24 protein-coding genes, 1 pseudogene and 1 riboswitch are annotated in these 26,579 nt (G+C 61.0%); of the genes and pseudogenes, 15 read left to right on the forward strand and 10 right to left on the reverse strand.

Features of this window, described 5'->3' with window-relative positions; all coding sequences use genetic code 11:
• Positions 1 to 80: 80 nt before the first annotated feature.
• Together mqo and F8N66_RS21690 are read right to left on the reverse strand one after the other, a co-directional pair.
• Positions 81 to 1,589: a malate dehydrogenase (quinone) gene (mqo, locus tag F8N66_RS21685; protein ID WP_150772136.1), complete on the reverse strand. Its 1,509-nt coding sequence runs from the start codon at positions 1,587 to 1,589 to the stop codon at positions 81 to 83.
• A 751-nt stretch (positions 1,590 to 2,340) separates the two neighbouring features.
• Positions 2,341 to 2,574: a hypothetical protein gene (locus F8N66_RS21690; protein WP_150772137.1), complete on the reverse strand. Its 234-nt coding sequence runs from the start codon at positions 2,572 to 2,574 to the stop codon at positions 2,341 to 2,343.
• Between the two features lie 203 nt (positions 2,575 to 2,777).
• Here F8N66_RS21690 and F8N66_RS21695 point away from each other — a divergent pair, with 203 nt between their 5' ends.
• The gene (locus F8N66_RS21695) at positions 2,778 to 3,362 is read left to right on the forward strand and encodes a YajG family lipoprotein (RefSeq protein WP_150772138.1); all 585 of its coding nucleotides are present in this window, start codon (positions 2,778 to 2,780) and stop codon (positions 3,360 to 3,362) included.
• Positions 3,363 to 3,538: 176 nt separating this feature from the next.
• On the opposite strand, the gene F8N66_RS21705 is transcribed toward F8N66_RS21695, so the two are convergent.
• Positions 3,539 to 3,745, reverse strand: a complete 207-nt coding sequence (locus tag F8N66_RS21705; protein WP_150772468.1) for a hypothetical protein — start codon at positions 3,743 to 3,745, stop codon at positions 3,539 to 3,541.
• 192 nt (positions 3,746 to 3,937) lie between these two features.
• Between F8N66_RS21705 and F8N66_RS21710 the strand changes: the two genes are divergently transcribed.
• A complete protein-coding gene (locus F8N66_RS21710; protein ID WP_150772139.1) occupies positions 3,938 to 4,216 on the forward strand; it encodes a hypothetical protein in 279 nt (92 codons plus the stop codon).
• 107 nt (positions 4,217 to 4,323) lie between these two features.
• Here F8N66_RS21710 and F8N66_RS21715 read toward each other — a convergent pair whose 3' ends face one another.
• Positions 4,324 to 5,490 (reverse strand): 1-acyl-sn-glycerol-3-phosphate acyltransferase, encoded by a 1,167-nt coding sequence (locus F8N66_RS21715; RefSeq protein WP_150772140.1) that lies wholly within the window; start codon positions 5,488 to 5,490, stop codon positions 4,324 to 4,326.
• Positions 5,491 to 5,629: 139 nt separating this feature from the next.
• On the opposite strand from F8N66_RS21715, the gene F8N66_RS21720 reads away from it, so the two are divergent.
• The 3 genes from F8N66_RS21720 to F8N66_RS21730 are packed head-to-tail and all read left to right on the forward strand — an operon-like array spanning position 5,630 to position 6,741.
• Entirely contained in the window at positions 5,630 to 5,812 is a 183-nt protein-coding gene (locus F8N66_RS21720; protein ID WP_150772141.1) for a CPXCG motif-containing cysteine-rich protein, read from the forward strand.
• 8 nt (positions 5,813 to 5,820) lie between these two features.
• Positions 5,821 to 6,081, forward strand: a complete 261-nt coding sequence (locus F8N66_RS21725) for a putative signal transducing protein (RefSeq protein WP_150772142.1) — start codon at positions 5,821 to 5,823, stop codon at positions 6,079 to 6,081.
• A gap of 36 nt (positions 6,082 to 6,117) precedes the next feature.
• Positions 6,118 to 6,741, forward strand: a complete 624-nt coding sequence (locus tag F8N66_RS21730; RefSeq protein WP_150772143.1) for an SOS response-associated peptidase — start codon at positions 6,118 to 6,120, stop codon at positions 6,739 to 6,741.
• A gap of 100 nt (positions 6,742 to 6,841) precedes the next feature.
• Here the strand turns inward: F8N66_RS21730 and F8N66_RS32235 are convergent, their stop codons facing one another.
• Both F8N66_RS32235 and F8N66_RS32240 read right to left on the reverse strand, forming a co-directional pair.
• On the reverse strand, positions 6,842 to 7,684 hold the full coding sequence (locus tag F8N66_RS32235; RefSeq protein ID WP_412070753.1) for a methyl-accepting chemotaxis protein: 843 nt from the start codon (positions 7,682 to 7,684) through the stop codon (positions 6,842 to 6,844).
• A 12-nt stretch (positions 7,685 to 7,696) separates the two neighbouring features.
• Positions 7,697 to 9,100: pseudogene (locus F8N66_RS32240) on the reverse strand (HAMP domain-containing protein); the annotation flags it as partial.
• A 154-nt stretch (positions 9,101 to 9,254) separates the two neighbouring features.
• On the opposite strand from F8N66_RS32240, the gene F8N66_RS21740 reads away from it, so the two are divergent.
• Positions 9,255 to 10,067 (forward strand): M48 family metallopeptidase, encoded by an 813-nt coding sequence (locus tag F8N66_RS21740; protein ID WP_150772145.1) that lies wholly within the window; start codon positions 9,255 to 9,257, stop codon positions 10,065 to 10,067.
• A gap of 120 nt (positions 10,068 to 10,187) precedes the next feature.
• On the opposite strand, the gene F8N66_RS21745 is transcribed toward F8N66_RS21740, so the two are convergent.
• The 3 genes from F8N66_RS21745 to F8N66_RS21755 all read right to left on the reverse strand — a co-directional run bounded on the left by F8N66_RS21745 (position 10,188) and on the right by F8N66_RS21755 (position 13,023).
• Complete coding sequence (locus F8N66_RS21745; RefSeq protein ID WP_095192951.1) at positions 10,188 to 10,772, reverse strand: TMEM165/GDT1 family protein; 585 nt, start codon at positions 10,770 to 10,772, stop codon at positions 10,188 to 10,190.
• Between the two features lie 90 nt (positions 10,773 to 10,862).
• Positions 10,863 to 10,985, reverse strand: a riboswitch (yybP-ykoY riboswitch).
• Positions 10,986 to 11,025: 40 nt separating this feature from the next.
• Complete coding sequence (locus F8N66_RS21750) at positions 11,026 to 12,024, reverse strand: class I SAM-dependent methyltransferase (protein WP_150772146.1); 999 nt, start codon at positions 12,022 to 12,024, stop codon at positions 11,026 to 11,028.
• Between the two features lie 33 nt (positions 12,025 to 12,057).
• On the reverse strand, positions 12,058 to 13,023 hold the full coding sequence (locus tag F8N66_RS21755; RefSeq protein WP_150772147.1) for a 2-hydroxyacid dehydrogenase: 966 nt from the start codon (positions 13,021 to 13,023) through the stop codon (positions 12,058 to 12,060).
• A gap of 91 nt (positions 13,024 to 13,114) precedes the next feature.
• On the opposite strand from F8N66_RS21755, the gene F8N66_RS21760 reads away from it, so the two are divergent.
• From F8N66_RS21760 to F8N66_RS21790, 7 genes are all read left to right on the forward strand, one after another.
• Positions 13,115 to 13,744, forward strand: coding sequence for a LysE family translocator (locus F8N66_RS21760; RefSeq protein ID WP_150772148.1), 630 nt, complete (start codon positions 13,115 to 13,117; stop codon positions 13,742 to 13,744).
• 151 nt (positions 13,745 to 13,895) lie between these two features.
• Complete coding sequence (locus F8N66_RS21765; RefSeq protein WP_150772149.1) at positions 13,896 to 15,578, forward strand: fatty acid--CoA ligase; 1,683 nt, start codon at positions 13,896 to 13,898, stop codon at positions 15,576 to 15,578.
• A gap of 337 nt (positions 15,579 to 15,915) precedes the next feature.
• Positions 15,916 to 17,802, forward strand: a complete 1,887-nt coding sequence (locus F8N66_RS21770) for a DUF1302 domain-containing protein (RefSeq protein ID WP_150772150.1) — start codon at positions 15,916 to 15,918, stop codon at positions 17,800 to 17,802.
• 28 nt (positions 17,803 to 17,830) lie between these two features.
• Positions 17,831 to 19,195, forward strand: coding sequence for a DUF1329 domain-containing protein (locus F8N66_RS21775; RefSeq protein WP_150772151.1), 1,365 nt, complete (start codon positions 17,831 to 17,833; stop codon positions 19,193 to 19,195).
• 174 nt (positions 19,196 to 19,369) lie between these two features.
• Positions 19,370 to 22,108 (forward strand): LuxR C-terminal-related transcriptional regulator, encoded by a 2,739-nt coding sequence (locus tag F8N66_RS21780; RefSeq protein ID WP_150772152.1) that lies wholly within the window; start codon positions 19,370 to 19,372, stop codon positions 22,106 to 22,108.
• Positions 22,109 to 22,195: 87 nt separating this feature from the next.
• Positions 22,196 to 22,837 (forward strand): MBL fold metallo-hydrolase, encoded by a 642-nt coding sequence (locus tag F8N66_RS21785; RefSeq protein WP_150772153.1) that lies wholly within the window; start codon positions 22,196 to 22,198, stop codon positions 22,835 to 22,837.
• A 103-nt stretch (positions 22,838 to 22,940) separates the two neighbouring features.
• Positions 22,941 to 23,672, forward strand: a complete 732-nt coding sequence (locus F8N66_RS21790; protein ID WP_150772154.1) for an OmpA family protein — start codon at positions 22,941 to 22,943, stop codon at positions 23,670 to 23,672.
• Between the two features lie 233 nt (positions 23,673 to 23,905).
• Here the strand turns inward: F8N66_RS21790 and F8N66_RS21795 are convergent, their stop codons facing one another.
• The gene (locus F8N66_RS21795) at positions 23,906 to 24,340 is read right to left on the reverse strand and encodes a YhcB family protein (RefSeq protein WP_150772155.1); all 435 of its coding nucleotides are present in this window, start codon (positions 24,338 to 24,340) and stop codon (positions 23,906 to 23,908) included.
• Between the two features lie 144 nt (positions 24,341 to 24,484).
• Here F8N66_RS21795 and F8N66_RS21800 point away from each other — a divergent pair, with 144 nt between their 5' ends.
• Positions 24,485 to 25,114, forward strand: a complete 630-nt coding sequence (locus F8N66_RS21800) for an alpha/beta hydrolase (protein ID WP_150772156.1) — start codon at positions 24,485 to 24,487, stop codon at positions 25,112 to 25,114.
• Positions 25,115 to 25,138: 24 nt separating this feature from the next.
• On the forward strand, positions 25,139 to 26,494 hold the full coding sequence (locus F8N66_RS21805; RefSeq protein ID WP_150772157.1) for a tryptophan--tRNA ligase: 1,356 nt from the start codon (positions 25,139 to 25,141) through the stop codon (positions 26,492 to 26,494).
• Positions 26,495 to 26,579: the final 85 nt, after the last annotated feature.

Consider the following 26,579-nt stretch of genomic DNA (forward strand, 5'->3'; position numbering starts at 1 on the left):
AAGCGAGGCTGCGATCTTTCAAATGGCATAAAAAAACGCCCCGCCCTCAATGAGGACGGGGCGTTTTTCATGGGGCTGAATCAAGCGTAGCTTTCGGTTTCGCTGCTTGCTTCAACCAGTTCCAGCGCGACGTTGTTCTGCGCATTGATCTTGCGATACAGCGCAGCGTCGGTTTCCAGGACTTTCTCGCGGGCCGGGAAGATTTCCGCCAGCTTTGTGGCCCATTCGCCCTTGGCCTTGCCCGGGAAGCATTTCTCGATCAGTTCCAGCATGATCGAAACGGTCACCGATGCACCTGGCGAAGCGCCGAGCAGGGCGGCAAGGGAACCGTCCTTGGCCGCGACCAGTTCGGTGCCGAATTGCAGGACGCCACCTTTTTTCGGGTCTTTCTTGATGATCTGCACCCGTTGGCCGGCCACTTCCAGGCGCCAGTCTTCGGCTTTCGCTTCAGGGTAGAAACGACGCAGCGAATCAAGGCGCTGTTCCATGGACTGCATCACTTCGCTGACCAGGTACTTGGTCAGGTCCATGTTGTTTTTCGCCACGGCCAGCATCGGCCCGATGTTGCCGGCGCGAACCGACATCGGCAGGTCCATGAAGGAGCCGTGCTTGAGGAACTTGGTGGTAAAGCCGGCGTACGGTCCGAAAAGCAGGGACTTCTTGCCGTCGACGACGCGGGTGTCCAGGTGTGGCACGGACATCGGTGGCGAACCCACGGCCGCCTGGCTGTAGACCTTGGCCTGGTGATGCTTGACCACTTCCGGGTTGTCGCAACGCAGCCACTGGCCGCTGATCGGGAAGCCGCCGAAGCCTTTGCTCTCTTCGATGCCCGAAGCCTGCAGCAGCGGCAATGCCGCGCCACCCGCGCCGAGGAAGACGAATTTGGCGTCGACTTCACGGCTGTTGCCGCTGTTGACGTCCTTGATGCTGACGGTCCAGCCGCCGTTGTTGCGCTTGAGGCCGGTCACGCGCTTGCAGTACTTGACCTGGGCATCGGGTGCGCTGGTCAGGTGCTTGAGCAGCTGGTTGGTCAGGGCGCCGAAATTGACGTCGGTGCCATTGATCACGCGGGTGGCGGCGAGGGTTTCGCCAGCGTCACGCCCCGGCATCATCAACGGCATCCACTCCGCCATTTTTGCCTTGTCTTCGGTGTATTCCATGTCCGCGAAGGCGTGGTGCTTGCTCAGCACCTTGAAGCGTTCCTTGAGGAAGGAAACACCGCTGTCGCCCTGCACGAAACTCAGGTGCGGCACCGGGCTGATGAAGGATTTGCACGAGCCGAAGGTGCCTTTCTTGGTCAGGTACGACCAGAATTGCTTCGACACCTCGAACTGGGTGTTGATGTGCACGGCTTTCTTGATGTCGACGGTGCCATCGGCGGACTGCGGCGTGTAGTTCAGCTCGCACAGGCCGGCGTGACCGGTACCGGCGTTGTTCCACGGGTTGGAACTCTCCGCGGCACCGGAATCCATCAGCTCGACGACTTCCAGCTTGATCGCGGGGTCGAGCTCTTTGAGCAGTACGGCGAGGGTGGCACTCATGATGCCGGCCCCAACCAGTACTACGTCGACTGCTTCGTTATGCGCCATTTAACGCGTCTCCAAAATCTGCAGCACCAAATTGACGGCATGGCTGCCAGGCGTTCCGGGGCGAGTCAGTGATGCCCCTCGAACTCATGGCAGGATCGCCATGTCCGAATCTTCGCAATTTTTCGCAACTTCGACGGACGCTGCCTGCCGGGCCTAATCAGAGTCCCATGAACTCATTTCAGCGTGCGGCTGGCAATTCGACTTATGGTCGATACATCCGTTTGTGCAACCAAATCCGTAGCGGACAGGCTTCAGGCTCCGGTATTCGAGGTGTACGCGGTCCTGTGTCGTCGGGCTGTTGTAGACGCTAATGGTGCATGTTCAGACGCAAAACTATTCATTTGCTCGCCACACTCTTGTGAAGTTGTGAAAACCCGTTTTTTTCACGCTCTTTTGAAGACGTGAACCTCAAAAAAGGGCTGTCCCAGCCTGGCACCGTGCCCGGGTGGTTGGCCGCCAGGCAATTCATGGCGGGCAAATCGGGCAAACAGCTCAGTGACCGAGCGTAATGACAGCTCTGCAGATTCGCGAAAAGTGGAGGTTTTGCCAGAGGAACAGCAAGCGCGCCAGCTTCACTCGATCTGTGTGGGCGGCTCTCTGTGGGCGGTGCGGGGTGTCAATAACAGGGCAATACCAGGTCATTGACGATGCTGCGAGGCCCGATCAGGAGACGTCCTTATAATCGGGGGGAGATTGTATCGAAGAAACGCGGGGAATTGGTCGTGTTTAATGACTTTTATTAGGCGTCTGGTCAGGTGGCCAACAGTTGCTGCGCCCGCGCGCGAGGTTGGCGCTGGGTGACACGGGCGCTGGCGGGCAGGGGCTGGTTCAGCCAGTTCAAGCGAATTTCTTCGATTTCGACCCAGCCATCGCCCATGGGCTGGAGGTCGCACTGTTTGAACGCCTGGCAATGGCCGTTGCGGTCGAGCAGGGCGAAGCAGCGATGCAGCGGGCGTGGGGCGAACAACGAGATGAGAAAACGCATGGTGCATGACCTCCTGGGGATTAGCGCATACGTTGTCAGCAAGTCGTGACGTGCAGGTGAAAGGAGGGTGAACGATCTGTGACAGGAACCGCGCTATACAGGGTTTGTCAGAGAATTCAGTAATCGTTGCGTGACGCTAGTTAGCGGCAGTGGCGCACCGCTATACTGCCGGCCTGTTTGTGCCTGATTCTGGAGAGAAGAGCATGTTGCAACGCCTGTTGTTCGGTTTGATCACTGTGACCAGCTTGACGCTGGTCGGCTGCGCCCACAGCCCGCAACAACTGAACCCGGAACCCAAGCTGACGGCGCAACTGGCACCGGTCGGCCACGGCCAGCCGGTGGTGGTGCGGGTGGTGGACGGACGTCCGTCGCCAACCCTGGGCACCCGTGGTGGCCTGTATCCGGAAACGAGCGCCATCACCGTGCAGGGCCAGCAGATCCTGCCGAAGTTGCAGGCTCAGGCCGAAGCCGCCGTGCGCCTGTTGGGCTTCACCCCGACGGCCAATGCGATGAACGCCCCGCAACTGACCGTGACCCTGGCCGAGCTGAAATATCAGTCGCCTAAAGAGGGCATGTACGTGACCGAGGCGACCATCGGCGCGACCTTCCGCTCCGATGTGCAAAACGCCAACCGTCGTTACAGCGGTCGTTACGGTGCGTCCCTGGACCAGCGTTTCGGCATGGCGCCAAACCAGGAAACCAACACCAAGCTGGTCAGCGACGTTTTGAGCGATGCGTTGACGCGTCTGTTCAAGGACCCGACTGTGGGTCAGATCCTCGGCGAATAAATTTTTGTCAGAGACGAAAAAGCCCGGCGCCAGCAATGGTCCCGGGCTTTTTCATGCTTGCCGAATAAGTGTGGGAGCGGGCTTGCTCGCGAAAGCGGTGTTTCAGCCAACGATGATGTCGACTGACACGCCCTCTTCGCGAGCAAGCCCGCTCCCACAGGGGGTTATCGGTGTTCTCAGGCGGCTTGCGAGTAGAAATCCAGCACGCTCACGCCGGTCAGCAAATCCGCTTCCGGCAAATCCGCGTGTTGATGCCCGGCCAATGCGCAATACACCAGCCAATGGCGGTCCTGAACGTTGAAGGCGAGGCTGCCGACGAGGGTTTGTTGTTCGTCGCTGTGAGTGATGAGGTAGAGGCGATCCTGGTTTTCGGCGTGGAGCATGACGCAGTCCGTGTCGGTTTCGAGGGGCGACAGACTGGCGTATTCAGATGACGAAGCCGTGACGCAGGGCAGCCATTGGTCAATTGCTTCGTTATTTGTCGGAAAGAGAGGGCAGGCACCGAGGCTTTCGGTAGAATCCGCGCCGCAGTCGCCGGTTCGGCGCCTGTCACACCTGTTTGCTTGAGGCTCGTGATGTCGCTGCATTTGATGACGCTGTTGACCGCCCATCCCGCCAAATTGATCAACCTGCTGGCCTTGCTCCTTGCCTTTCCGGGCGGCTGGTTGCTGCACGCCACCCGTCGCCGCGAACAGCGCGCCATGGCCAACCTCCAGGCTCAGCGCCAGAAGCGTTCCGATGAAGACGCCGCGCTGGACTGGGCGACCCTGCGCATGAACCGGTTTTTCTACGTCTTCGGCTTTGCCTGCATGGGGCTGGCGCTGCTTGTATCCTGGATCAGCACCCGCGTCTGACCCCTAAATGCAAAAGATCGCAGCCTTCGGCAGTTCCTGCATGAGATTGCATTTCTCTGTAGGAGCTGCCGAAGGCTGCGATCTTTTGATCTTGCTTTAAAAATGCTTTAAAGCGGCAATCCCGCTTTCACCCGATACTGATTGCGCACCGGCGTCGCATATTGCAGCACCAGGAACGGGCGATGCTCCTCGGGGCAGGCGTCCAGGCGTTGCTGCCATTGCTCCTGGGCCTTGGCCAGTTCATCGGCGGCAAACACCTCGGCGGCGCCTGGCACCTGCAATTGCGGGTCGGCGTCCTGCCACTGGGCGTAAGCCAGGTAATGCACCGGGAACAAGCGGTAACCGCCCAGGATCTGCTTGTCCATCTCGACCGCCAATTGCTTGGTGTCTTCGAACAGCTCGGTGATCGGCGCGGCAAAGTTCACGTGTACCCGGCCCTTGTAGCCGGTGATGCCCTTGGCGATGCTCACATCGTCCTCGCCTGGGGCCTTGGTGTAGGTGCCGGTGGTGGCGCGGATGTAGAGTTCGCGGGCCTTGGCCTGGTCGCACGGGTCGTATTCATAGCTGATCGACACCGGGGTCAGGTTCAGCGACCGGATCACTTCGCCGAACGGCTCGTCCTTGCGGCTCATGTGGAACATCTTGAGAATCGCCGACTCGGTACGGTCGTCGCCGTCCTTGGCGCGGCCCTCGGCCTGGGCGATCCAGATCGAGGCGCAATCGTTGCGGATCGAATGGTTGATGTAGGCCGAGAGCAACTGATAGGCCGCCATCTTCTCGCGGCGTCCGGTGATCGAACGGTGCACGATAAAGCTCTTGTTCAGGCGCATCAGGTCGCTGACGAAGGGCTTTTGCAGCAGGTTGTCGCCGATGGCGATGCGCGGGGTCGGCAGGCCGGCGTGATACACGGCGTAGTTGACGAAGGCCGGGTCCATGACGATGTCGCGGTGGTTGGCGATGAACAGGTAGGCGCTGCCGGACTTGAACTGCTCGACACCGGTATAGGTCACGCCGTCCGTGGCGCGCTCAATGGTATGGTCGACGTAATGCTCGACTTTGTCCTGCAAGGTGGCCACCGACGTGATGCCGGCGAACTCGCGGCGCAGACGATGAGCTATAAGAGGTTTGAGTGCCCAGCCTAAAGCGCCGGCAAAACGCGGGAAGCGGAAGTGGGTGAGGATATCTAGAAACGCCTTGTCGCCGAGCAGCCGTGCCAGCACCGCTGGGACTTCGCTGTCGTCGTAAGGTCGGATGGCATCGAATTCGCCCATCATGCTCTCTTGTTAGAAACGGCTAGGGTAAGTAAAGGTTCTGATCGAAAACCGGCGGGGTACGGTCTGAAAAAGTAGTCAGACAAAAATAGCCCTGCAAATAGACCGGCGATTATACGCACAAGTCACCTGGGAGACCGCGATGCTGGAAAGCGCAGTGTATGAATGTCCGTATTGTGGCGAGCAAGTCGAGACCACCCTGGACCTGTCCGGTGGGGATCAGACCTATATTGAAGACTGTCAGGTGTGCTGCCGGCCGATAACCTTTGTTTTGCAGGTTCATGGCGACGAATGGCATCTCGACGTTTTCAGCGAGAATGATTGAAGGCGTCTATGCAGCGAATCTACGAACCGGAAAACCTGATGGAAGGCGAATTGCTGCAAGGCATGCTCGCCAGCGAGGGCATCGAGGCGCATCTGGTCGGGCGCGATCTGGTGGGCGGCACGGGAGAATTACCGATCTTCGGCCTGCTCGGCCTGGCGGTGGATAACGACCAGGCGCAGTACGCCCGCGAGCTGATCAGTGCGTACAATGCCGCGCTGCCGCTCCCCGGCGATGAACCGGAGAGCTTTCCCGGCACGCTGGTCTGTTAGGCTGGCTGTTCGTTTGATCAAGAGTCGTGCAGCCCCATGTGTGGACGTTATGCCCTGTTTCGCTGGAACCCCGCCTTTGCGGCCCTGCCCGGTTTTCCCGCCGATCAGCAGGCCCAGTGGAACATTTCCCCCAACGATTCGGTGTTGATGCTGCGTGCGGGCAGTGACGGTCAGCGTGAACTGGCCCGCGCGCGCTGGGGCCTGACACCGCCGTGGCTGACCGACCTGTCCCGCACCCCGGCCCATGCCCGGGCCGAAACCGTGGCCGAGCAACCGATGTTTCGCGAAGCCCTGCGCCTGCGCCGTTGCCTGCTGCCGGCCAACGGTTTCTACGAATGGCGCGGTACCACGCGCAAGCGTCCGTACTGGCTGACGCCGGGGGAGGGCTCGTCGCTGTTTTTCGCGGCGATCTGGGAGGCGTATCCGGTGCAGGAACAGGTGTGGCTGAGCACGGCGGTCATCACTCAGCCGGCGGCCAGTCAGCGCCGTCCGTTGATTCTCGATGCGGCGGGGCAGGAGGCCTGGCTGGATCCCGAAACGCCATTGCATGCCCTGCAAGCCCTGCTGGCCAGTGAACCCGCGGCATTGCGCGAACGGGTGCTGGCCAACATGGTGAATGATCCGAAGCTCAATGGGCCGGAGTGTCTTACCCCGGGTTGAGTGACTGATTCAAAAGAGATCGCAGCCTGCGGCAGCTCCTACAGGATGTACGCGATCCCATGTAGGAGCTGCCGCAGGCTGCGATCTTTTGATCTTGCCCTTATACCTTGAACTGATTGATCAACCGCCGCTGCTGCTCGGCCAGTTTGGTCAAGTCCGCACTGGCCGCGCTTGATTCGTCCGCGCCGCTCGCCACTTCATTGGCCACTTGCCCGATGTTGATCACGTTGCGGTTGATGTCATCCGCCACCGCACTTTGCTCCTCGGCGGCGCTGGCGATCTGGGTGTTCATGTCGTTGATCACCGACACCGCCTGGGTGATGGTTTCCAGCGCTTCGGCCGCTTTGGCCGCGTGCTGGACACTTTCGTCCGTGCGGTTCTGGCTGTCTTCCATCACCCGCACCACATCCCGCGTGCCTTGTTGCAGCTGCTGGATCATGGTCTGGATTTCTTCCGTGGCCTTCTGGGTCTTCTGTGCCAGGTTGCGCACTTCGTCGGCCACCACCGCAAAACCACGACCCTGTTCACCGGCCCGCGCCGCTTCAATGGCCGCGTTCAGGGCCAGCAGGTTGGTCTGTTCGGCAATCCCGCGAATGGCGGTGAGGATCGCGTTGATGTTTTCGCTGTCCTTGGCCAGGGTTTGCACCACGCCCACCGCCCGGCCGATTTCCACGGCGAGGGCGCCGATGGAGTTTGAGGTCTCGCGCACGATCTCCATGCCCTGGCTGGCCGCCTGGTCGGCATGGCTGGCGGCTTGCGCGGCCTGGGTCGCGTTACGCGCCACGTCCTGGGCGGTGGCGGTCATTTCCTGCACGGCAGTGGCCACCTGGTCGATCTCGGCCATTTGCTTGTGCACGCCGGTGTTGGTGCGAATGGCGATGTCGGCGGTGTGTTCCGATGAATCGCTGACGCTCTGCACCGACGTCACCACCTGGGTGATCATCGCCTGCAACTTGGCCAGGAAGGTGTTGAAACCCTTGGCGATCGAGCCCAGTTCGTCGGCACGGTCGCTGGTCAGGCGGCGGGTCAGGTCGCCTTCGCCCTGGGCGATGTCGTCGAGCATGGCGACCATTTGCTTGAGTGGGCGCGCAATGCCGTGGCCCACCAGCCAAATCACCAGCAAGCCGATACCGGCAATCAGCAGGCCGACCATGGCCATGCCGAAGGTGTCGGATTTACGCTGGGTGTTCAGGTCGGCCTGGAGCTTTTGCAGGTCAGCCATCACTGCATTCAGTGGCAGTTGCAGCATCAGGGTCCAGCGGGCGTCGGTCTGGCCGATGCCGAACGGCAGGTACAGTTCAATCCGGCCCTGGGCCTTGTCGACGGTGTAGGTGACTTCGCCGCGCTTGAGATTGGCCATGTTGGCAATCTGCTGGCTGTCGAGGATGTCGCTGACCTTTTCGCCGAATTTGCTCGGGTCCTTGGTGTAGGCAACGATCCGGCCATTACCGCCGATCAGGGCCATTTCCCCGGCGCCGCTGTAGAGTTTCTGGTTGGCGCCCAGAAGCATTTCCTGGATGAAGTTCACCGACAGGTCGGCGCCGACGATGCCCTGGAAGGCACCGTTGAGCATGATCGGTTCAATAAAGGAGGCGAGCATGACGATTTTGTCGCCGACCTTGTAGGGCGCCGGATCAATTACGCAGGATTTTTTGGTTTCTTTCGAGCACAGGTAGTACTCGCTGGCGCGCACCCCGGTGGACAGGGTTTTCTGGTCATCCACGTCCACCAGCCGGTCCAGGCCGAGGCTGCCGTCCGCATTGCGGAACCACCAGGGCAGGAAGCGCCCGTTGCTGGAGTCGATGCCGGTCACCTGGCTGCCGATGTAGGCGGCATCATTGTGATCCAGTGCATCCTTTTCCCAGCCAATGTAGGTGCCGAGGATTTTCGGGTTTTTCGCCACGTTTTCCTTGATCAGGCCGATCAACTGCTCGCGGCTGAGGCTCAGCGCGGGCTGGCCGTCGGGCCCCGGGGTGCCGATCAGCGCGTTGACCCGCACCAGGCCGCCGGCAATCAGCAGCGGTGCTTCGAGTTCACGCTGAATCTGGCTGACCTGGGTTTGCGCCAGGGACGTCAGGCGTTGTTCGATGACTTGCTCGAATTGCGCCTGGGTCCGCTCCTGGACCATGTCTTGCGTCCGTGCACCGGAAAACAGCGCATACACCACCAGCGCCGCCACGACACTGAGAACGATGGCGCCCGCCAGGGCGGCCACGGAAAACTGGATTGACTTGAATTTCATGGGTGCTCCGCACGCGAGAAGACGTTTGCGGTGGTGTATCGGCAGGACAGGCGACGGGCATGAGCGGGCGCTGGAGAAATGACTGTTTTTGCGTGCCTGATGTCGCAATTGAATCATCCCGGGGCGTTATCGACCGTGGTTTGCCCGGGTTTGTGAATTTTTTTCTACGGCGATGAGAGCTTTGTCCGAATTGTGCGTCATACGTTCGTTGTATCTGGCGTCGATACATTTCCACGCCTAGGATACGGACATGTTTTCAGGGAGTTTTTCGATGAACAAGACATTGGTGTGTGCGCTGGGCGCGGCGCTGTTGCTCGCCGGTTGCCAGTCGGTCAATACCACCAGCGGCGGTGCCGTGGGTGTTGAGCGCAAACAGTACATGTTCAGCATGTTGTCCTCGGAAGAGGTCAACCAGATGTACGCCCAGTCCTATACGAAGACCGTGGGTGAGGCGAGCAGCCAAGGCGTGCTGGACAAGACCAGCAGCGATGCCAAGCGCGTTCAGGTCATTGCTGACCGGCTCATTGCCCAGGCGCCGAATTTCCGTCCGGATGCGGCCCAGTGGAAATGGGAGGTCAATCTGATCAAGAGCGATGAGCTCAACGCGAACTGCGGGCCCGGCGGCAAGATCTTTTTCTACACCGGGCTGATCGACAAGCTGCAACTCACCGACGATGAGATTGCGGCGGTCATGGGCCATGAAATCGCCCACGCCTTGCGCGAGCACGGTCGTGAAGCGATGTCCAAGGCCTATGGCATCGAAATGGCCAAGCAGGGCGCCGGCGCTCTGTTGGGCCTGGGTCAGGACAGCCTGGCCCTGGCGGACACCGTGGCCAACTACGGCATGACCTTGCCCAACAGCCGGGCCAATGAAAACGAGGCGGACCTGATCGGCCTTGAGTTGGCCGCTCGCGCGGGCTACAACCCGAACGCCGCGATCACCTTGTGGAACAAGATGAGCAAGGTCAGCGAAGGGGCTCCACCGGAATTCCTCAGCACTCACCCGTCCTCCAGTAGCCGGACGGCTGCGCTGCAGGCGGCGATTCCGAAGGTGATGCCGCTTTACGAGCAGGCTAAAAAGTAGGTATGTGGTGCCACTGCTGACGCCTTCGCGGGCAAGCCCGCTCCCACATTTGAACGCGTTTTAATGTGGGAGCGGGCTTGCTCGCGAAGAACGATGACGCGATATGACCGTACTACCGCGTCAAACCCATCCGCTGCTCTGCATCGCCTTGTACACCGCGACAATCGCCAGGATGAAGAACGCCGACGCCGCCAGGCGACGGATCAGCGTCAATGGCAATTTGTCCGCCGCAAAGTTACCCGCCAGAACCACCGGCACGTTGGCAATCAGCATGCCCAGGGTGGTGCCGATGATCACCAGCCACAACTCCGGGTATTGCGCCGCGAGCATCACGGTTGCGATCTGGGTCTTGTCACCGATTTCCGCCAGGAAGAATGCAATCAGCGTGGTCAGGAACGGCCCGAACTTGCGGGCGGTGCTGGCTTCGTCGTCATCCATCTTGTCCGGCACCAGGGTCCACAGGGCGGTCGCGGCGAAGCTTGCCGCAAGGATCCAGTGCAGCAACGTGTCCGAAAAGAAGCTGCCGACCCAGGCGCCCACCGCACCGGCGGCCGCATGGTTGGCCAGGGTCGCGGCCACGATACCGGCGATGATCGGCCACGGTTTGCGGAAGCGGGCAGCGAGAATGAGCGCGAGCAGTTGCGTCTTGTCGCCGATTTCGGCCAAGGCAACGATTGCGGTAGGAACGAGCAGTGAATCCAGCATCAGGGGTTTTCCTAAGGGGCGGGTCGACACGGCTATGACACGTACAGCCTTCCCGCCCCGGGTAAGGTGTTCGTGTCATAGGTCTTGTCAAACCCTGCGATCCGTCTGATGCGGACGCTTGGGTCGCATGCGCCATGGTCTGAGGACCAAGTATGTTGACGCATGCCGGACGAGCATGGCGCTCGTGGGAGACTACTCCCCTAGGACGGAGCGGATTCTGCCTACGCAAAATCCTTTCGGCAAGTACAAAGTTTCAGCCGCGCTTGGCCCGGTAGATCCGAAATCCCTGTCCTTCGGCCTTGATCGCACAGACACCCAAGTGCTCTTCGATCAATGGCTGGTACTTCAGGAAGCTGTTGGCTACCAAGCGCAGTTCGCCACCGTTTTTCAGATGTTTGGCTGCTTTTCGCAGCAAGTTCTCGGTAGCGTAATAGTCGGTATGCACGCCGACATGGAACGGCGGATTGCTCAGGATTGCGTTCAAACCCATGGGAGCGGCGTCGATGCCGTCGCCGGTAATGACCTCGGCTTCCAGACCGTTGGCGGCCAGGGTCAAACGGCTGCTGGCGGCGGCAAACGCGTCGACGTCCAGCATCGTCACCTGGTTGTGCGGGTAGCGACGTTTTACCGCAGCCCCCAGCACCCCGGCACCACAGCCGAAGTCGAGCAAATGACCGCTCGGCAGTTTGTCCAGATGCTCAAGCAGCAATGCGCTGCCGCGATCCAGTCGGCCATGGCTGAACACGCCCGGCAGGCTGATCACCTTGAGCGGGCCTTCGGCCAGCGGCAGTTCGTATTCCTGGGCCAGGCTTTCCAGCGATTTGGCCTGAGGGGCGTTGGCCACGGTGACCTGCCAGAGTTGGCAATGCCGCGCGCTGTCGAGCTTGCGTGGCTTGCCGAACGGGTTCAGCTGCTTGGCCGCGCCTTCGATGCCGCTTTTTTTCTCGCCGACCAGGAACACCTCGCGACCTTCTAGGCGCGAAGCCACGGCGTTGAGGATGTAATCGGTCAGGTCCTTGGACTTGGGCAGAAACACCACGGCGGCTTCGAATTCGAATGCCGGGACGTTCACGCCAAAATCGCTGCGTCCCTCAAAGCGTGCATCCAGTGCCGCTTGATCGCCGGCGTGCCAGCACCAGCCGCGAGCAGCCGGCAGGCGGCCGAGCAAATCGTCGGCGGGCAAACCGGCCAGCAGAACCGCACCCTGGAATAATTCAGCCTGACGAAGCAGTACTTCACTGCGCGGATCCATAACTGCTCCTGTGGAAAAAAGTGCCGCAGTTTATCAACTGACGACCCGCAGCGCCTTACCGCTGAAGTATCCCAGGGCGTTTTCGGTCACTTGGCCAACGATACGCTGCCGCGCTTCTCGACTGCCCCAGGCGTTATGCGGGGTCACGATCAGCCGTGGGATGTCGTGGGCCAGCAACGGGTTGCCGTTGACCGGTGGCTCCACGCTCAGCACGTCGGTGGCGGCGCCGCCCAGATGACCGTTGCGCAGGGCATCGGCCAGCGCTTGCTCATCGATCAGGCCGCCGCGGGCGGTGTTGACCACGAACGCGCCGGGCTTCATCGAAGCCAGTTCGCGGGCACCGATGAAATGCCGGGTGTGTTCGTTGAGCGGGCAGTGCAGGGTCAGCGCATCGATTTGCGGCAGCAGTTCATCCAGCGGCAAACGGTCGGGCCGGGCAGGGCGCCCCGGAATCTGGCCCAGCAGTACGCGCATGCCGAAGGCTTCGGCCAGGCGTGCGACGGCGCCGCCCAGTTCGCCGTGACCGAGCAGGCCGAGGGTTTTACCTTGCAGTTCGACGATCGGGTAATCCAGCAGGCAAAACTGTTTGGCCTGTTGCCAGCGACCTTCGCCGACGGCTTTCTGATAGTCAGCCAGGCGCGTCGCCAGGTTAAGCAGCAACATGATCGTGTGCTGCGCCACCGATGGCGTGCCGTAGCCCTGGCAGTTGCACACGGTAATCCCGTGGGCGCGGGCGGCGGCGAGGTCGACGTTGTTGGTGCCGGTGGCGGTGATCAGGATCAGCTTCAAATCAGGGCTGGCAGCGATGGCGGCAGCGTCGATCATGATCTTGTTGGTAATGGCGACGGTGGCGCCCTTGAGATGTGCGATCACCTGATCGGGCAACGTTTGGGCGAACAGCTGCAATTCGCTGAAGCACCCGCGCAGCGGGCTGAGGTCGAGATCGCCCAGGTCCAGGGACGGGTGGTCGAGGAAAACGGCGCGGCGAGTGTTCGTCATCAACTGTACCTTTTGTGCAATGAACTGAAGGCGTAATCTGCCGAGCCTACCAGATGAAATAAATAGTTACGCTTGGCTTAAAGGAGCCCCCATGTACTGGACCGAGTTCTTGACCGTTGCGCTGATTCACCTGCTGGCCGTGGCCAGCCCCGGCCCGGACTTTGCCGTGGTGGTGCGTGAGAGCGTGACCCATGGTCGTCGCGCCGGTACCTGGACCGCGCTGGGCGTCGGCACGGCGATTTTCCTGCACGTGGGTTACTCGCTGCTGGGTATCGGCCTGATCGTGTCGCAATCGATCGTGCTGTTTAACGCGTTGAAGTGGGCCGCGGCCGCGTACCTGCTGTACATCGGCTACAAGGCGTTGCGGGCGCAACCGGCCAAGCCCGTGGCGGACGATCTGCACAAGGAGGCCGGCGAGCGCACCGCACGTGGCGCCTTCGTTTCGGGTTTTGTGACCAACGGCCTGAATCCCAAGGCCACGCTGTTCTTCCTGTCACTGTTCACCGTGGTGATCAACCCGCATACGCCGCTGGCGGTGCAGGCTGGTTACGGGGTTTACCTCGCGGTGGCCACTGCGGTGTGGTTTTGCCTGGTGGCCATGCTGTTCAGCCAGCAGCGCGTGCGCGCCGGTTTCGCCCGCATGGGCCACTGGTTCGACCGGACCATGGGCGCGGTACTGATCGCGATCGGCGTGAAACTCGCGTTTACCGAGATGCATTGATCGACGAGGTAACCGATGACCTGCGGATGCTGGCGCAACGCTAGCATCTGCGCGGCTCTGCAAATCATTCCTTTGGCTGATTTGGCTGGCGATCAGGCGCACTAGAGTGCTTACTTTCAGCCACGACCGTGCAGTCAGAAAAGGGGTTTTTATGTTGCAGACACGCGTTATTCCCCCAGCCGAAGGCGCTTACCAGTATCCGCTGCTGATCAAACGGCTACTGATGTCCGGTACGCGTTATGAGAAAACCCGCGAGATCGTTTACCGCGACCAACTGCGCTACAGCTATCCGACCCTGATCGAGCGGGTTGCTCGCCTGGCCAACGTGTTGACGGCGGCCGGAGTCAAGGCCGGGGACACCGTGGCGGTGATGGATTGGGACAGCCATCGTTACCTGGAATGCATGTTCGCCATCCCGATGATCGGCGCCGTGATCCACACCATCAACGTGCGCCTGTCGCCGGAACAGATCCTCTACACCATGAATCACGCCGAGGACCGCTATGTGCTGGTCAACAGCGAGTTCGTGGGCCTCTACAACGCGATCGCCGGGCACCTGACCACGGTCGAGAAAACCCTGCTGCTGACCGACCTGCCGGAAAAAACCGCTGACTTGCCGCATCTGGTTGGCGAATACGAGCAGTTGCTGGCGGCCGCGAGCCCGCAGTACGACTTCCAGGACTTCGACGAAAACTCGGTCGCGACCACGTTCTACACCACCGGCACCACCGGCAATCCCAAGGGTGTCTACTTCACCCATCGGCAGCTGGTCCTGCACACCATGGGGGTGTCGACCATCATGGGCGCGATCGACAGCGTGCGCCTGCTGGGCACCAACGACGTGTACATGCCGATCACGCCGATGTTCCACGTCCATGCCTGGGGCCTTCCCTACGTGGCGACCATGCTCGGGCTCAAGCAGGTCTATCCCGGCCGCTATGACCCTGAATTCCTGGTGGAGCTGTGGCGCAAGGAAAAGGTCTCTTTTTCGCACTGCGTGCCCACCATCCTGCAAATGGTCCTCAATTCAAAGGCCGCGCAGAATACCGACTTCGGTGGCTGGAAAATCGTCATCGGCGGCAGTGCGCTCAATCGTGCGCTGTACGAAGCGGCCAAGGCCAAGGGCATTCAATTGACGGCCGCCTACGGCATGTCGGAGACCGGGCCGCTGGTCTCGTGCGCGCACCTCAACGACGAGCTGATGGCCGGCACCGAAGACGAGCGCACCACCTACCGGATCAAGGCCGGTGTGCCAGGGCCGCTGGTGGAGGCGGCGATCGTCGACAGCGAGGGCAACTTCCTGCCCGCCGACGGTGAAACCCAGGGCGAGCTGGTGCTGCGTGCGCCATGGCTCACCGAAGGTTATTTCAACGAACCGCAAAAAGGCGCCGAGCTCTGGGCCGGGGGCTGGCTGCACACCGGTGACGTGGCGACCCTGGACAGCATGGGCGTGATCGATATTCGCGACCGGATCAAGGATGTGATCAAGACAGGGGGCGAGTGGATCTCCTCCCTGGACCTCGAAGACCTGATCAGTCGTCACCTGGCGGTACGCGAAGTAGCAGTGGTGGGGATTGCCGATCCACAGTGGGGCGAGCGCCCGTTTGCCTTGCTGGTGCTGCGTGATGGCCATGAAATCGGGGCCAGGGAACTCAAGGAACACCTCAAGCCGTTCGTGGAACTGGGCCACCTGAGCAAGTGGGCCATCCCGAGCCAGATCGCCCTTGTTACTGAAATTCCCAAGACCAGCGTCGGCAAACTCGACAAGAAGAAAATTCGCGTCGACATCACCGAATGGCAAGCCACCAACAGCACCTTCCTTTCGACGCTTTAATCCCCCTTTGGCGTGCCTGAAAAGGCACGCCAGCCCCACCAAGCAAGCGCTTGGCTTGTCAAAACCGAATTTTCAGCCATGCTTGCCGGGCCGACGGGTGTCGGCATGGCAAAGGACTGTTCCAGAGTGGCCGGCAGCTGCAAATCACACTTTAGAGGGATCAAGCACTACTACCTGCTGGCTATAGTCCGCTCAAGGATTTTTAAGAACGGAGCAAACGCACAAACCGGGGCGATGCAACTTTGGAATGACTTTGGGATGCCTTGGCTCCCTGTTATCCAAGCGTTTTTAAGAGTGCTCACTGCCATAAAAATAAAATGCACATGGAGTAGCGTCGATGACATCAGTAAACCAGTTCTGGCGCCGGGCTAAACTGCCTCTGGCCGTCAGCCTTGCCTCTACGCTCGCCGGACCTGCATTCGGCGTCAGTTTCAACATCGGAGAAATCGAAGGCCAGTTCGACTCGTCCCTGTCGATCGGTGCCAGTTGGTCTACTGAAAGCGCCAACAAGAACCTCATCGGCGTCAACAACGGCGGCCGCGGCCTGTCGCAGACATCCGACGATGGCCACTTGAACTTCGAGAGCGGCAAAACCTTCTCGAAGATCTTCAAGGGTATCCATGACCTTGAACTGAAATACGGCGACACCGGTGTCTTCGTCCGTGGCAAATACTGGTACGACTTCGAACTCAAGGACGAAAGCCGTCCGTTCAAGGACATCAGCGACAGCAACCGCAAGGAAGGCGCCAAGTCCGCAGGCGGCCAGATCCTCGACGCCTTCGTCTACCACAACTACTCCATTGCCGAACAACCGGGCTCCGTGCGCCTTGGCAAACAGGTGGTGAGCTGGGGTGAAAGTACCTTCATCGGCGGCGGCATCAACTCGATCAACCCGATCGACGTGTCCGCGTTCCGCCGTCCCGGTGCCGAGATCAAGGAAGGCCTGATCCCGGTCAACATGTTCTACGTGTCCCAGAGCCTGACCGAAAACCTGTCGGCCGAAGCCTTCTACCAGTTGGAATGGGACCAGACCGTCGTCGACAACTGCGGCACCTTCTTCTCGCAACCCGACATCATCGCCGACGGTTGCACCAACAACCTGCGCGTGCTGAACAAGCGTTCGACCATTCCGGCCGCCGCCTTGCCTACGCTGACCCGCCTGGGCGTCGACGTCGACAACGAGGGTGTGCTGGTACGCCGTGGCCCGGACCGTGATGCGCGGGACAGCGGCCAGTGGGGCGCGTCCCTCAAGTACATGTTCGATCCGCTGGACACCGAGTTCGGTGCCTATTTCATGAACTATCACAGCCGTGCGCCGATCTTCAGTGCCACGGGTGCGCCAGCGTCGGTCTATGCCGGTGCCGCAGCCCTGCCGGCGCAATTGCGCGCCTTGGCGCCGCTGATCGTTGCGGGTAACTCCAACTACTTCGTCGAGTATCCGGAAGACATCCGCCTCTACGGCTTGAGCTTCTCCACCACCCTGCCTACAGGCACGGCGTGGAGCGGTGAGATCAGCTACCGTCCGAACGCACCGGTGCAGCTCAACTCCACCGACATCCTGTTCGCCGGTGTGCGTCCGCTGGGCGGCGCACTGACCAACGCCTCGCTGCTCAACGGCGTTCCGGGCCAGGACCTGCACGGCTATCGCCGCAAGGAAATCACCCAGTTCCAGACCACCCTGACGCACTTCTTCGATCAGGTCATGGGCGCCAGCCGTCTGACCCTGGTGGGCGAAGTGGGCGTGACCCACGTCGGCGGCCTGGAAAGCACTTCCGACGTCCGTTACGGCCGTGACCCGGTCTACGGTCCTGGCGACCTGCCGGCTACCGGCGGCCAGAATACTTGCCAGGCCCTCAACGCCAGCACCATCGCCGGTGCCGGCCCGGGTACGCCGACCAACAACCTCAACCGCAATTGCAACAATGAAGGCTTCACCACGGCCACTTCGTGGGGTTATCGCGGTCGTGCCATCTGGGAATACAACGACGTATTCGCCGGTGTGAACCTCAAGCCGAACGTGGCCTGGTCCCACGACGTGGAAGGTTACTCGCCTGGCCCTGGCGGCAACTTCGAGGAAGGTCGCAAAGCGGTCAGCCTGGGTGTCGACGCCGAGTACCAGAACACCTACACCGCAAGCCTGGCGTACACCAACTTCTTCGACGGCAAGTACACCACCGTGGATGACCGCGACTTCGTTGCGCTCAGCTTCGGCGTGAACTTCTAAGCACTTTATTTTCAGGACGAGTACACACATGAAAATAACCAAGAGTCTGTTCCACGCCGGTGTCCTGGGACTGTCGTTGTTGGCGACCAGCGTCATGGCTGCCGTCCCGGCAGCCGAAGCGGACAAGCTGGGCAAGAGCCTGACCCCGATGGGTGCCGAGATGGCGGGTAACGCCGACGGTTCGATCCCGGCCTGGAAGCCGCTGCCGAAAAATGCCGGTACCGTCGACAGCAAGGGTTTCCTGTCCGATCCATACCCGGGTGAAAAACCGCTGTTCACCATCACGGCGCAGAACGTCGACCAGTACAAGGACAAGCTTGCCCCGGGCCAGTACGCGATGTTCAAGCGCTACCCGGAAACCTTCAAGATGCCGGTCTACCCGTCCCATCGCGGTGCCACCGTGCCGGATGAGGTGTTCGCCGCCATCAAGCGCAACGCCACCAACACCGAGCTGGTCTCCGGTGGCAACGGGCTGAAAAACTTTGAAACCGCGGTTCCTTTCCCGATTCCGAAAACCGGCGTGGAAGTCATCTGGAACCACATCACCCGTTATCGCGGCGGCAGCGTAACCCGCCTGGTCACCCAGGCCACGCCACAGCCGAACGGTTCGTTCAGCCTGGTGTACTTCCAGGACCAGTTCGTGTTCCGCGACAAGATGAAGGATTACGATCCGAAGAACCCGGGCAACATCCTGTTCTACTTCAAGCAGAAAGTGACCGCGCCGGCACGTCTGGCCGGTGGTGTGCTGCTGGTCCACGAAACCCTCGACCAAGTGGCGGAGCCGCGTTCGGCGTGGGTCTACAACGCCGGCCAGCGTCGTGTGCGCCGTGCGCCACAAGTGTCCTATGACGGCCCGGGTACCGCTGCCGACGGCCTGCGTACCTCCGACAACCTGGACATGTACAACGGTGCCCCGGATCGTTATGACTGGAAGCTCGAAGGCAAGAAAGAGATGTACATCGCCTCCGACGCCTACAAACTCGACGATCCGAAACTGAAGTACGCCGACATCATCAAGGCCGGCCACATCAACCAGGACCTGGCTCGTTACGAGTTGCGCCGTGTGTGGCATGTGGTTGCAACCCTGAAGGAAGGTCAGCGTCACATCTACGCCAAGCGTGACTTCTACATTGACGAAGACACCTGGCAGGCCGCGGTGATCGACCATTACGACGGTCGCAACCAACTGTGGCGCGTGGCCGAGGCGCATGCCGAGAACTACTACGACAAACAAGTGCCGTGGTATGCCCTCGAAGCCTTGTACGACCTGCAATCGGGCCGTTACCTGGCGCTGGGTATGAAGAACGAAGAAAAGTCTGCCTATGACTTCGGCTTCACCGCGACCACCAGCGACTTCACCCCGGCGGCCTTGCGCCAGGATGGTGTTCGCTAACGTGCATTGAGCTGAGGCCGCATCCTCTAGAAACGCCCCGACTGGTTCGGGGCGTTTTTTTGTAAGTAGACTTTTTGTAGCCATTTGTAGCAATTACCTTCATTCCCTCATCGTTTACCGCTAGTCTGCGGACATCTGCAACGCCGCCACCCGCAATTCAAACAAGAGCCGGCCATGACTGATCTGTCCCCACCACCAGGTCCTGCCAGCGTCGCTGTCGCCGCGCTGGATGGACGCTTTTTCCGACCGCCTTTGCCCGACGGCCATGTGCTGCGCCCGCGACTGTGCGAGCGCCTGAGCGCGGGGCTCGGGGGCCGGTTGCTGCTGGTCAGCGCGCCGGCGGGCTTCGGCAAGAGTTCGTTGGCGGTGGAGTTCTGTCAGGCGCTGCCGGCCCACTGGCAGAGCCTCTGGCTGGGCTTGAGCCCGCGGGACAGCGATCCGGGCCGATTCCTTGAGCGGTTGCTCGAAGGTCTGCAGGACTATTATCCGCAATTGGGGAGGCAGTCCCTGGGGCTGCTGAAAATGCGTCAGCGACACCAGCCGTTTGCCTTCGAAGAATGGCTGGACGGCCTGCTCGACGAACTGGCCGTTCACCTGTCGACGGCGACGCCCCTGCTGCTTGTACTCGATGACTATCACCTGGCCCAGGGGCCGGTGCTCGATCGCTGCCTGCAATTTTTCCTCAACCACCTTCCCGATGGCCTGCTGGTGATGGTCACCAGCCGCCAGCGTCCTGACTGGCATCTGGCACGGCTGCGCCTGTCGCGGCAACTGCTGGAGTTGCACGAGCAGGACCTGCGCCTGACCCACGATGAAGCCTTGAGCCTGCTCGATCGGCACAGCAGTTCGTTGCGCGGCGAGGCGCTGGAAAACCTGATCCAGCGCAGTGAAGGCTGGGTGGCCGGTTTGCGTTTCTGGCTGTTGGCCGCGTCGGAAGCGGGCAACCAGGGAACATTGCCCCTGGCACTCCACGGCGGCGAAGGCCTGATTCGCGATTATCTGCTTGAGGAAGTGATCGATTGCCTGCCCGCTGAAGTGCAGGCGTTCCTCTACGACACGGCGCCCCAGGAACGTTTCTGCAGCGAATTGTGCGACGCCGTTCGCGATGCCCATGACAGTGCCGAGATCCTGCGTTTTCTGGCGGCGCACCAGGTATTCCTGGTGCCGCTGGACGAGCATGGCCACTGGTATCGCTATCACCACCTGTTTTCCGACCTGCTGCGCACGCGGCCTGCCGCCCAATCGATGGTGCCGGCCGCCAGCCTGCACCTGCGCGCCTGTCGCTGGTTCAATGCCCAGGGCTTGCTCGATGAAGCGGTGGAGCAGGCGTTGCGCGCCGGGCACCTGGACGTCGCGGCGAACCTGGTGCAAAACCTGTCCGAAGAACAACTGCTGGCCGAACAGAACGTCGGAATGTTGCTGCGCTGGAAAATGGACTTGCCCGACAGCCTGCTGGTCAGTACGCCGCGGCTGATCGTGCTCTACAGCTGGGCGCTGGGGCTGGCCTGTCAACTGGACGCCGCCGAGGAGCTGGCCAGCCAGTTGAGCCGCTTTCTGCCGGCACCGTCGGCCACCGCGCAAAAGTCGATGCTGGCGCAATGGCTGGCCTTGAGCGGGATCATCGCGCGTGGGCGCGGCAATCGTGAACACACGCTGCGCTATTGCAGCGAAGCCCTGGAGAGCCTTCCGAGCAAGCGTTACGGCCAGCGCTTGATGTGCCTTTCGACCCTGTCCAACCTGGCCATTGCCGACGGTGACCTGTGGCGCGCGCGCAAGTTGAACCGTGACTCCCTGGAGTTGGCGCAACGGGTCGGCAACCCGCTGTTCGAAGCGCTGGCCCACTACGACCGCGCGCGCGTGCTGCAAGCGCGAGGGGAGATCCTGCGTTCACTGGATGAGGTCCGGCAGGGGTTGCAACGCCTGCAAGGGCTGTCGCCGCAGCGACTCTATGCGGTTCGCGCGCGCCTGACCTTGTACGAAGGTTTTCTGCTGGGCCTGCGCCTGCAACCGCAAGCGGCGCGGGGACGCTTGCAGGCCGGTCTCAACGAAGCACGGGCCTGCCGCGATATCAGCGTATTGATCGGCCATTGTGTCATCGCCCGGCTTGAGGGCAGCAGCGGCGAATTCGCCAAGGCCTTTTCTGAGCTGGCCGAAGCCGAACGGTTGATGCACATCTGGGACGTGCCGCCGATTTATTACCTGGCCATGATTACCCTGGTCAAATGCGAACTGTGGTTGGCCCAGGGGCGCATCGACCTGGCGGAAGCCTGGCTGGCGCGCCTGGGGCAGACCTATAACGGTGAACACCCGGCGGCACCGCCGGAATTCCACCCGCAACTGCCCCTGCACATCGAACTGCAGCAAGCCTTGCTGGAGGCCATTCAAGGGCAACCGATGCTGGCCGAGGGGCGTTTGAATGCGCTGCTCGAAAATGGCCAGCAAAGCGGTCGGCAGATGCTCAGTGCGATGGCTCTGACGCAAAAAGTCTCGCTGCTGCTGGGCAACGGGCGCGAACCCGAGGCACGCAAGGCGCTGGCCCAGGCCCTCGACGCTGCGACCGGAGGCGTGTTGCAACCCTTTGAGCGGTTATTGGCGGAGCATCCGGACTGGCTTCGCGGACAACTGCACAGTGGTGAGCAAACCACCGTTTCACAGGACCTCGCCGAAAAGCTTCCGGCACAGGCCTCGCGTCCGGCACTGGAGTCAGCGCCCCCCGCCGAGCAACTCAGCACACGGGAAATGGCTGTCCTGCGCCTGATTGCCCAGGGCTGCTCGAATCAGGAAATCAGCGATCAACTGTTTATCTCCCTGCACACGGTCAAGACTCATGCCAGCCATATCAACAGCAAGCTGGGGGTAGAGCGGCGAACGCAGGCCGTGGCGCGGGCCAAGGAATTGGGGGTTCTGGGTTAAGGAATTCTTCACGTTACACAACCGGGCAAAGGACGGGATACTCAATTGTGCGAAAATCGCTCGTCCCCGTTTATCGAGCAGAACCCGATGTCCCAGAAACCCTCCCTTATCCGCGAAACCTTCCCCGTCGGCCCGTTGCAGTGCAACTGCACCATCATCGGCGACCCGCTGACGAAAAAGGCCATCGTCGTTGATCCGGGTGGCAATCATGAGCTGATCCTCGCCCGCCTCGACGCGCTGGGCCTGAAAGTGGTCAGCATCATTCACACCCATGCCCACCTTGACCACTTCCTGGCGTCCGGTCAGTTGAAGGAAAAAACCGGCGCGACCCTGCACCTGCACAAGGAAGATCAGTTCCTCTGGGACAACCTGGAAATGCAATGCCAGATGTTCGGCGTCCCCTATACGCCGGTGCCGTCGCCGGATCGCTGGCTGGCCGATGATGAAGAACTGGCCTGTGGCTGCGGCGTAGCGTTGCACACGCCAGGCCATACGCCGGGTTCCATGAGCTTCTGGTTTTCCGAGGCCAAGCTGCTGATTGCCGGTGACACGCTGTTTCGTCGCGGGGTAGGGCGCACGGATTTGTGGGGCGGCGATCAGGCGACCATCGTGCGTTCGATCAAGCAACGGCTGTATACGCTCGACGAAGAGGCGACGGTGGTGGCAGGGCATGGTCCCGACACCCGCCTGGGAGAGGAGATGCGCGAAAATCCGTTTGTCAGGGCCTGATTTGTAACACGTGGAATTTTCATCCGCCGAAACGATCCAACCCCCGCAAAGGTTCGATGCTTACGTCCGTTGCACCACAGAATGCAAAAAGTAGGAGCACTTCATGTTCACCAAACATCGTCTGATTATTGTTGCTACTGCCGTGGCACTGTTGTCCGGTTGTGCATCGCCCAACCCCTACGACAACCAGGGCCAGGCCGACAGCGGCTCCACAGGCATGAGCAAAACCGCCAAGTATGGTGGCCTTGGAGCGCTGGCCGGTGCCCTGGCGGGTGCGGCCATCGACCACAATAACCGTGGCAAGGGCGCGCTGATTGGCGCGGCGGTGGTGGGTGCTTCCGCAGCCGGTTACGGTTACTACGCTGACCAGCAGGAGAAAAAACTGCGCGCCAGCATGGCCAACACCGGTGTTGAAGTTCAGCGCCAAGGCGATCAGATCAAGCTGATCATGCCGGGCAACATCACGTTTGCAACCGATTCGGCGAACATCGCGTCCAGCTTCTACCAGCCGTTGAATAACCTGGCCGGCTCGCTGAAAGAATTCAACCAGAACCAGATCGAAATCGTCGGCTACACCGACAGCACCGGCAGCCGTCAGCACAACATGGACCTGTCCCAGCGTCGGGCCCAGAGCGTCGCGACCTACCTGACTTCGCAAGGTGTCAGCGGTGCCAACCTCAGCGCCCGTGGTGCCGGGCCGGACAGCCCGGTGGCCAGCAACGCCGACGTCAATGGTCGTGCGCAGAACCGCCGCGTCGAGGTCAATCTCAAGGCGATTCCGGGCCAGCAGTATGGTGGACAGCAGCAGCCGGGCACCGTGCAGCAGTACCCATAAACACTTGAGAGACCGCCGATCAGTGATAGATCGGCAGTTTTTTTTGAGCGATCTGGCCCCTTCGCGAGCAAGCCCGCTCCCACATTTGGCCGAATCCTCTCAGGAAACGAGGTCAAATGTGGGAGCGGGCTTGCTCGCGAAGGGGCCGGAACAGGCGCCAACAATAGTCATCAGAGACAAAAAAGCCCCCGGACAAACACATGTCCGGGGGCTTTTTTTCGCCTGAAACCTGCTTACTTCTTCAGGCCATAATGCTCATCGAGCATGCCCGGGGCGTTCGGGGCTTTGGGCGCGTAGTCGCGCGGCGGTTCCTGATTGCGCGGTGGCGTCAGGCGTTCCCGTGGAGTCTGCACCGCGTCGGCGTGCAGGGAAGCCAGCAAGCGTTGGCGGGTCTGCTCGTCCAGGGCCAGGCGGTTGGCGCCCTCGGCGAGATGATCCTGCACTTCCTGATAGCTCTGAGTCAGTTTCTTGACCAGTGTTGCTGTGCTGTTGAAGTGGGTCACCACCTCATTCTGATAACTGTCGAAACGTTCCTGAATATCGTCCAGCTGACGTTGAGTGCTGCTAGGCGCGGCATTCGGCGCAAGGCGAGCGATCAGGAAACCAATGGCGACACCCACAACCAGGGCAAGAGTCGGCAACAACCAAACTAAGAGCGAGTGTTCCACGAGTCCTTCCTCTATAAACGGCTTTGCTTTACGTTAACGGCTCGAACCTGTGCTGTATACCGCGATTCACTCGCAATAGACAGGCACAGACAATTTGCTAGACGAGTCGACCCGATTCGAGGTCACGGAGTTCCTTCCTTGCTTATGCGTGAAACCCCTGTAGTGATTGATGGCCCGGTTGGGCAATTGGAAGCCCTTTACCTCGATAGCGAGCAGCCCCGCGGCCTGGCGCTGATCTGCCATCCAAACCCGGTGCAGGGCGGCACCATGCTCAACAAAGTGGTCTCGACCCTGCAACGCACCGCCCGCGATGCCGGTTTGATCACCCTGCGCTTCAACTACCGGGGTGTCGGTGCCAGCCAGGGGACGCATGACATGGGCACAGGCGAAGTCGATGACGCCCAGGCTGTGGCCGAATGGCTGCGCGCCAAACACCCTGAATGGCCGCTGACCCTGTTCGGCTTCTCCTTCGGCGGTTTTGTGGCCGCCAGTCTTGGCGGGCGCCTGGAAGCGAAAGGGGAGCCGCTCAAGCACCTGTTCATGGTCGCCCCGGCCGTCATGCGCCTTGGGGATCAGGATCAACTGCCGCAGCACGGTGAACTGACCCTGATCCAGCCGGAAACCGATGAAGTCATCGATCCGCAAGCCGTTTACGACTGGTCCGAAAAACTCGAACGTCCCCATGAGCTGCTGAAAGTGGCAGAATGCGGACACTTTTTTCATGGCAAGCTGACCGATCTCAAGGATCTGATCCTGCCGCGTCTCTCGAACTGATTGCAGTCTGACAAGCGATTACCCATGACGACTCGTACCCGCATCCTCACCGGCATTACCACCACCGGCACGCCGCACCTGGGCAATTACGCCGGCGCCATCCGCCCGGCGATCGTCGCCAGTCGTGACAGCAACGCCGATTCGTTCTACTTCCTGGCGGACTACCACGCCCTGATCAAGTGTGACGACCCGCTGCGCATCCAGCGCTCGCGTCTGGAAATCGCCGCGACCTGGCTGGCCGGTGGCCTGGATGTGGACCGCGTGACGTTCTACCGCCAGTCCGACATCCCGGAAATCCCCGAGCTGACCTGGCTGCTGACCTGCGTCGCCGCCAAGGGCCTGCTCAATCGCGCCCATGCCTACAAGGCGTCGGTGGACAAGAATGTCGAGACCGGCGAAGACCCGGATGCCGGCATCACCATGGGCCTGTACAGCTACCCGGTGCTGATGGCCGCGGACATCCTGATGTTCAACGCGCACAAGGTGCCGGTCGGCCGTGACCAGATCCAGCACGTGGAAATGGCGCGGGATATCGGCCAGCGCTTCAACCACCTGTTTGGCCAGGGCAAGGAATTCTTCACCATGCCCGAGGCGCTGATCGAAGAAAGCGTGGCTACATTGCCGGGCCTTGACGGTCGCAAGATGTCGAAGAGCTACGACAACACCATTCCGTTGTTCAGCAGCGCCAAAGAAATGAAGGACGCGATTTCGCGGATCGTCACCGACTCCCGTGCACCGGGCGAAGCGAAAGATCCGGACAAATCGCACCTGTTCACCCTGTTCCAGGCCTTCGCCACCCCGGCGCAAGCCGACGAATTCCGCAGCGAATTGTTGCAGGGCCTGGGTTGGGGCGAAGCGAAAAATCGCCTGTTCCAGTTGCTGGACAACGAACTGGGCGAGTCCCGCGAGCGCTATCACCAACTGATCGAGCGGCCGGCGGATCTGGAAGACATCCTGCAACACGGCGCCAAAAAGGCCCGTGCGGTGGCGACACCGTTCCTCAACGAACTGCGTGAAGCGGTGGGCCTGCGTTCTTTCGTTGCCCAGACCCAGGTGGCCGCATCCACCAAGAAAAAAGCCGCGAAGGCTGCGCGTTTCGTGAGTTTCCGCGAGGACGACGGCAGTTTCCGCTTCCGCCTGCTGGCGGCTGACGGCGAGCAACTGCTGCTGTCGCGCAACTTCTCCGATGGCAAAACGGCCGGGCAGGTGACCAAGCAACTGCAAGCCGGTCAGCCACTGGACGTGCGCAGTGAAGACCTGGGCTTCAGCGTCTGGCTGGAAGGCGAGTGCGTTGCCGACAGTCCGGCCTTCGCTGACAGCGCCGCGCGTGATGCTGCAATCGAGACTTTGCGCGTCGCCCTGACACCGGTTCAGGAATAATCAACGGCTCGGCCCGACCAAGGGCTGATTGCCATTCCCACGGGCCATCGCTACAGTGACGGCCCGTTTTTGTTGCCTTGCTAAC

This window comes from Pseudomonas fluorescens (assembly GCF_902498195.1).
Classification (GTDB): domain Bacteria; phylum Pseudomonadota; class Gammaproteobacteria; order Pseudomonadales; family Pseudomonadaceae; genus Aquipseudomonas; species Aquipseudomonas fluorescens_BU.

Coding starts and splice junctions, on each gene's coding strand:
- F8N66_RS21750 (WP_150772146.1), bottom strand. CDS start 12,024: ATGGATCCGCGCAGTGAAGTACTGCTTCGTCAGGCTGAATTATTCCAG.
- F8N66_RS21770 (WP_150772150.1), top strand. CDS start 15,916: ATGACATCAGTAAACCAGTTCTGGCGCCGGGCTAAACTGCCTCTGGCC.
- F8N66_RS21800 (WP_150772156.1), top strand. CDS start 24,485: ATGCGTGAAACCCCTGTAGTGATTGATGGCCCGGTTGGGCAATTGGAA.
- F8N66_RS21780 (WP_150772152.1), top strand. CDS start 19,370: ATGACTGATCTGTCCCCACCACCAGGTCCTGCCAGCGTCGCTGTCGCC.
- F8N66_RS21755 (WP_150772147.1), bottom strand. CDS start 13,023: ATGACGAACACTCGCCGCGCCGTTTTCCTCGACCACCCGTCCCTGGAC.
- F8N66_RS21720 (WP_150772141.1), top strand. CDS start 5,630: ATGCTGGAAAGCGCAGTGTATGAATGTCCGTATTGTGGCGAGCAAGTC.
- F8N66_RS21705 (WP_150772468.1), bottom strand. CDS start 3,745: ATGCTCCACGCCGAAAACCAGGATCGCCTCTACCTCATCACTCACAGC.
- F8N66_RS21710 (WP_150772139.1), top strand. CDS start 3,938: ATGTCGCTGCATTTGATGACGCTGTTGACCGCCCATCCCGCCAAATTG.
- F8N66_RS32235 (WP_412070753.1), bottom strand. CDS start 7,684: ATGATCACCCAGGTGGTGACGTCGGTGCAGAGCGTCAGCGATTCATCG.
- F8N66_RS21790 (WP_150772154.1), top strand. CDS start 22,941: ATGTTCACCAAACATCGTCTGATTATTGTTGCTACTGCCGTGGCACTG.
- F8N66_RS21695 (WP_150772138.1), top strand. CDS start 2,778: ATGTTGCAACGCCTGTTGTTCGGTTTGATCACTGTGACCAGCTTGACG.
- mqo (WP_150772136.1), bottom strand. CDS start 1,589: ATGGCGCATAACGAAGCAGTCGACGTAGTACTGGTTGGGGCCGGCATC.
- F8N66_RS21725 (WP_150772142.1), top strand. CDS start 5,821: ATGCAGCGAATCTACGAACCGGAAAACCTGATGGAAGGCGAATTGCTG.
- F8N66_RS21785 (WP_150772153.1), top strand. CDS start 22,196: ATGTCCCAGAAACCCTCCCTTATCCGCGAAACCTTCCCCGTCGGCCCG.
- F8N66_RS21760 (WP_150772148.1), top strand. CDS start 13,115: ATGTACTGGACCGAGTTCTTGACCGTTGCGCTGATTCACCTGCTGGCC.
- F8N66_RS21775 (WP_150772151.1), top strand. CDS start 17,831: ATGAAAATAACCAAGAGTCTGTTCCACGCCGGTGTCCTGGGACTGTCG.
- F8N66_RS21765 (WP_150772149.1), top strand. CDS start 13,896: ATGTTGCAGACACGCGTTATTCCCCCAGCCGAAGGCGCTTACCAGTAT.
- F8N66_RS21690 (WP_150772137.1), bottom strand. CDS start 2,574: ATGCGTTTTCTCATCTCGTTGTTCGCCCCACGCCCGCTGCATCGCTGC.
- F8N66_RS21730 (WP_150772143.1), top strand. CDS start 6,118: ATGTGTGGACGTTATGCCCTGTTTCGCTGGAACCCCGCCTTTGCGGCC.
- F8N66_RS21805 (WP_150772157.1), top strand. CDS start 25,139: ATGACGACTCGTACCCGCATCCTCACCGGCATTACCACCACCGGCACG.
- F8N66_RS21715 (WP_150772140.1), bottom strand. CDS start 5,490: ATGATGGGCGAATTCGATGCCATCCGACCTTACGACGACAGCGAAGTC.
- F8N66_RS21745 (WP_095192951.1), bottom strand. CDS start 10,772: ATGCTGGATTCACTGCTCGTTCCTACCGCAATCGTTGCCTTGGCCGAA.
- F8N66_RS21740 (WP_150772145.1), top strand. CDS start 9,255: ATGAACAAGACATTGGTGTGTGCGCTGGGCGCGGCGCTGTTGCTCGCC.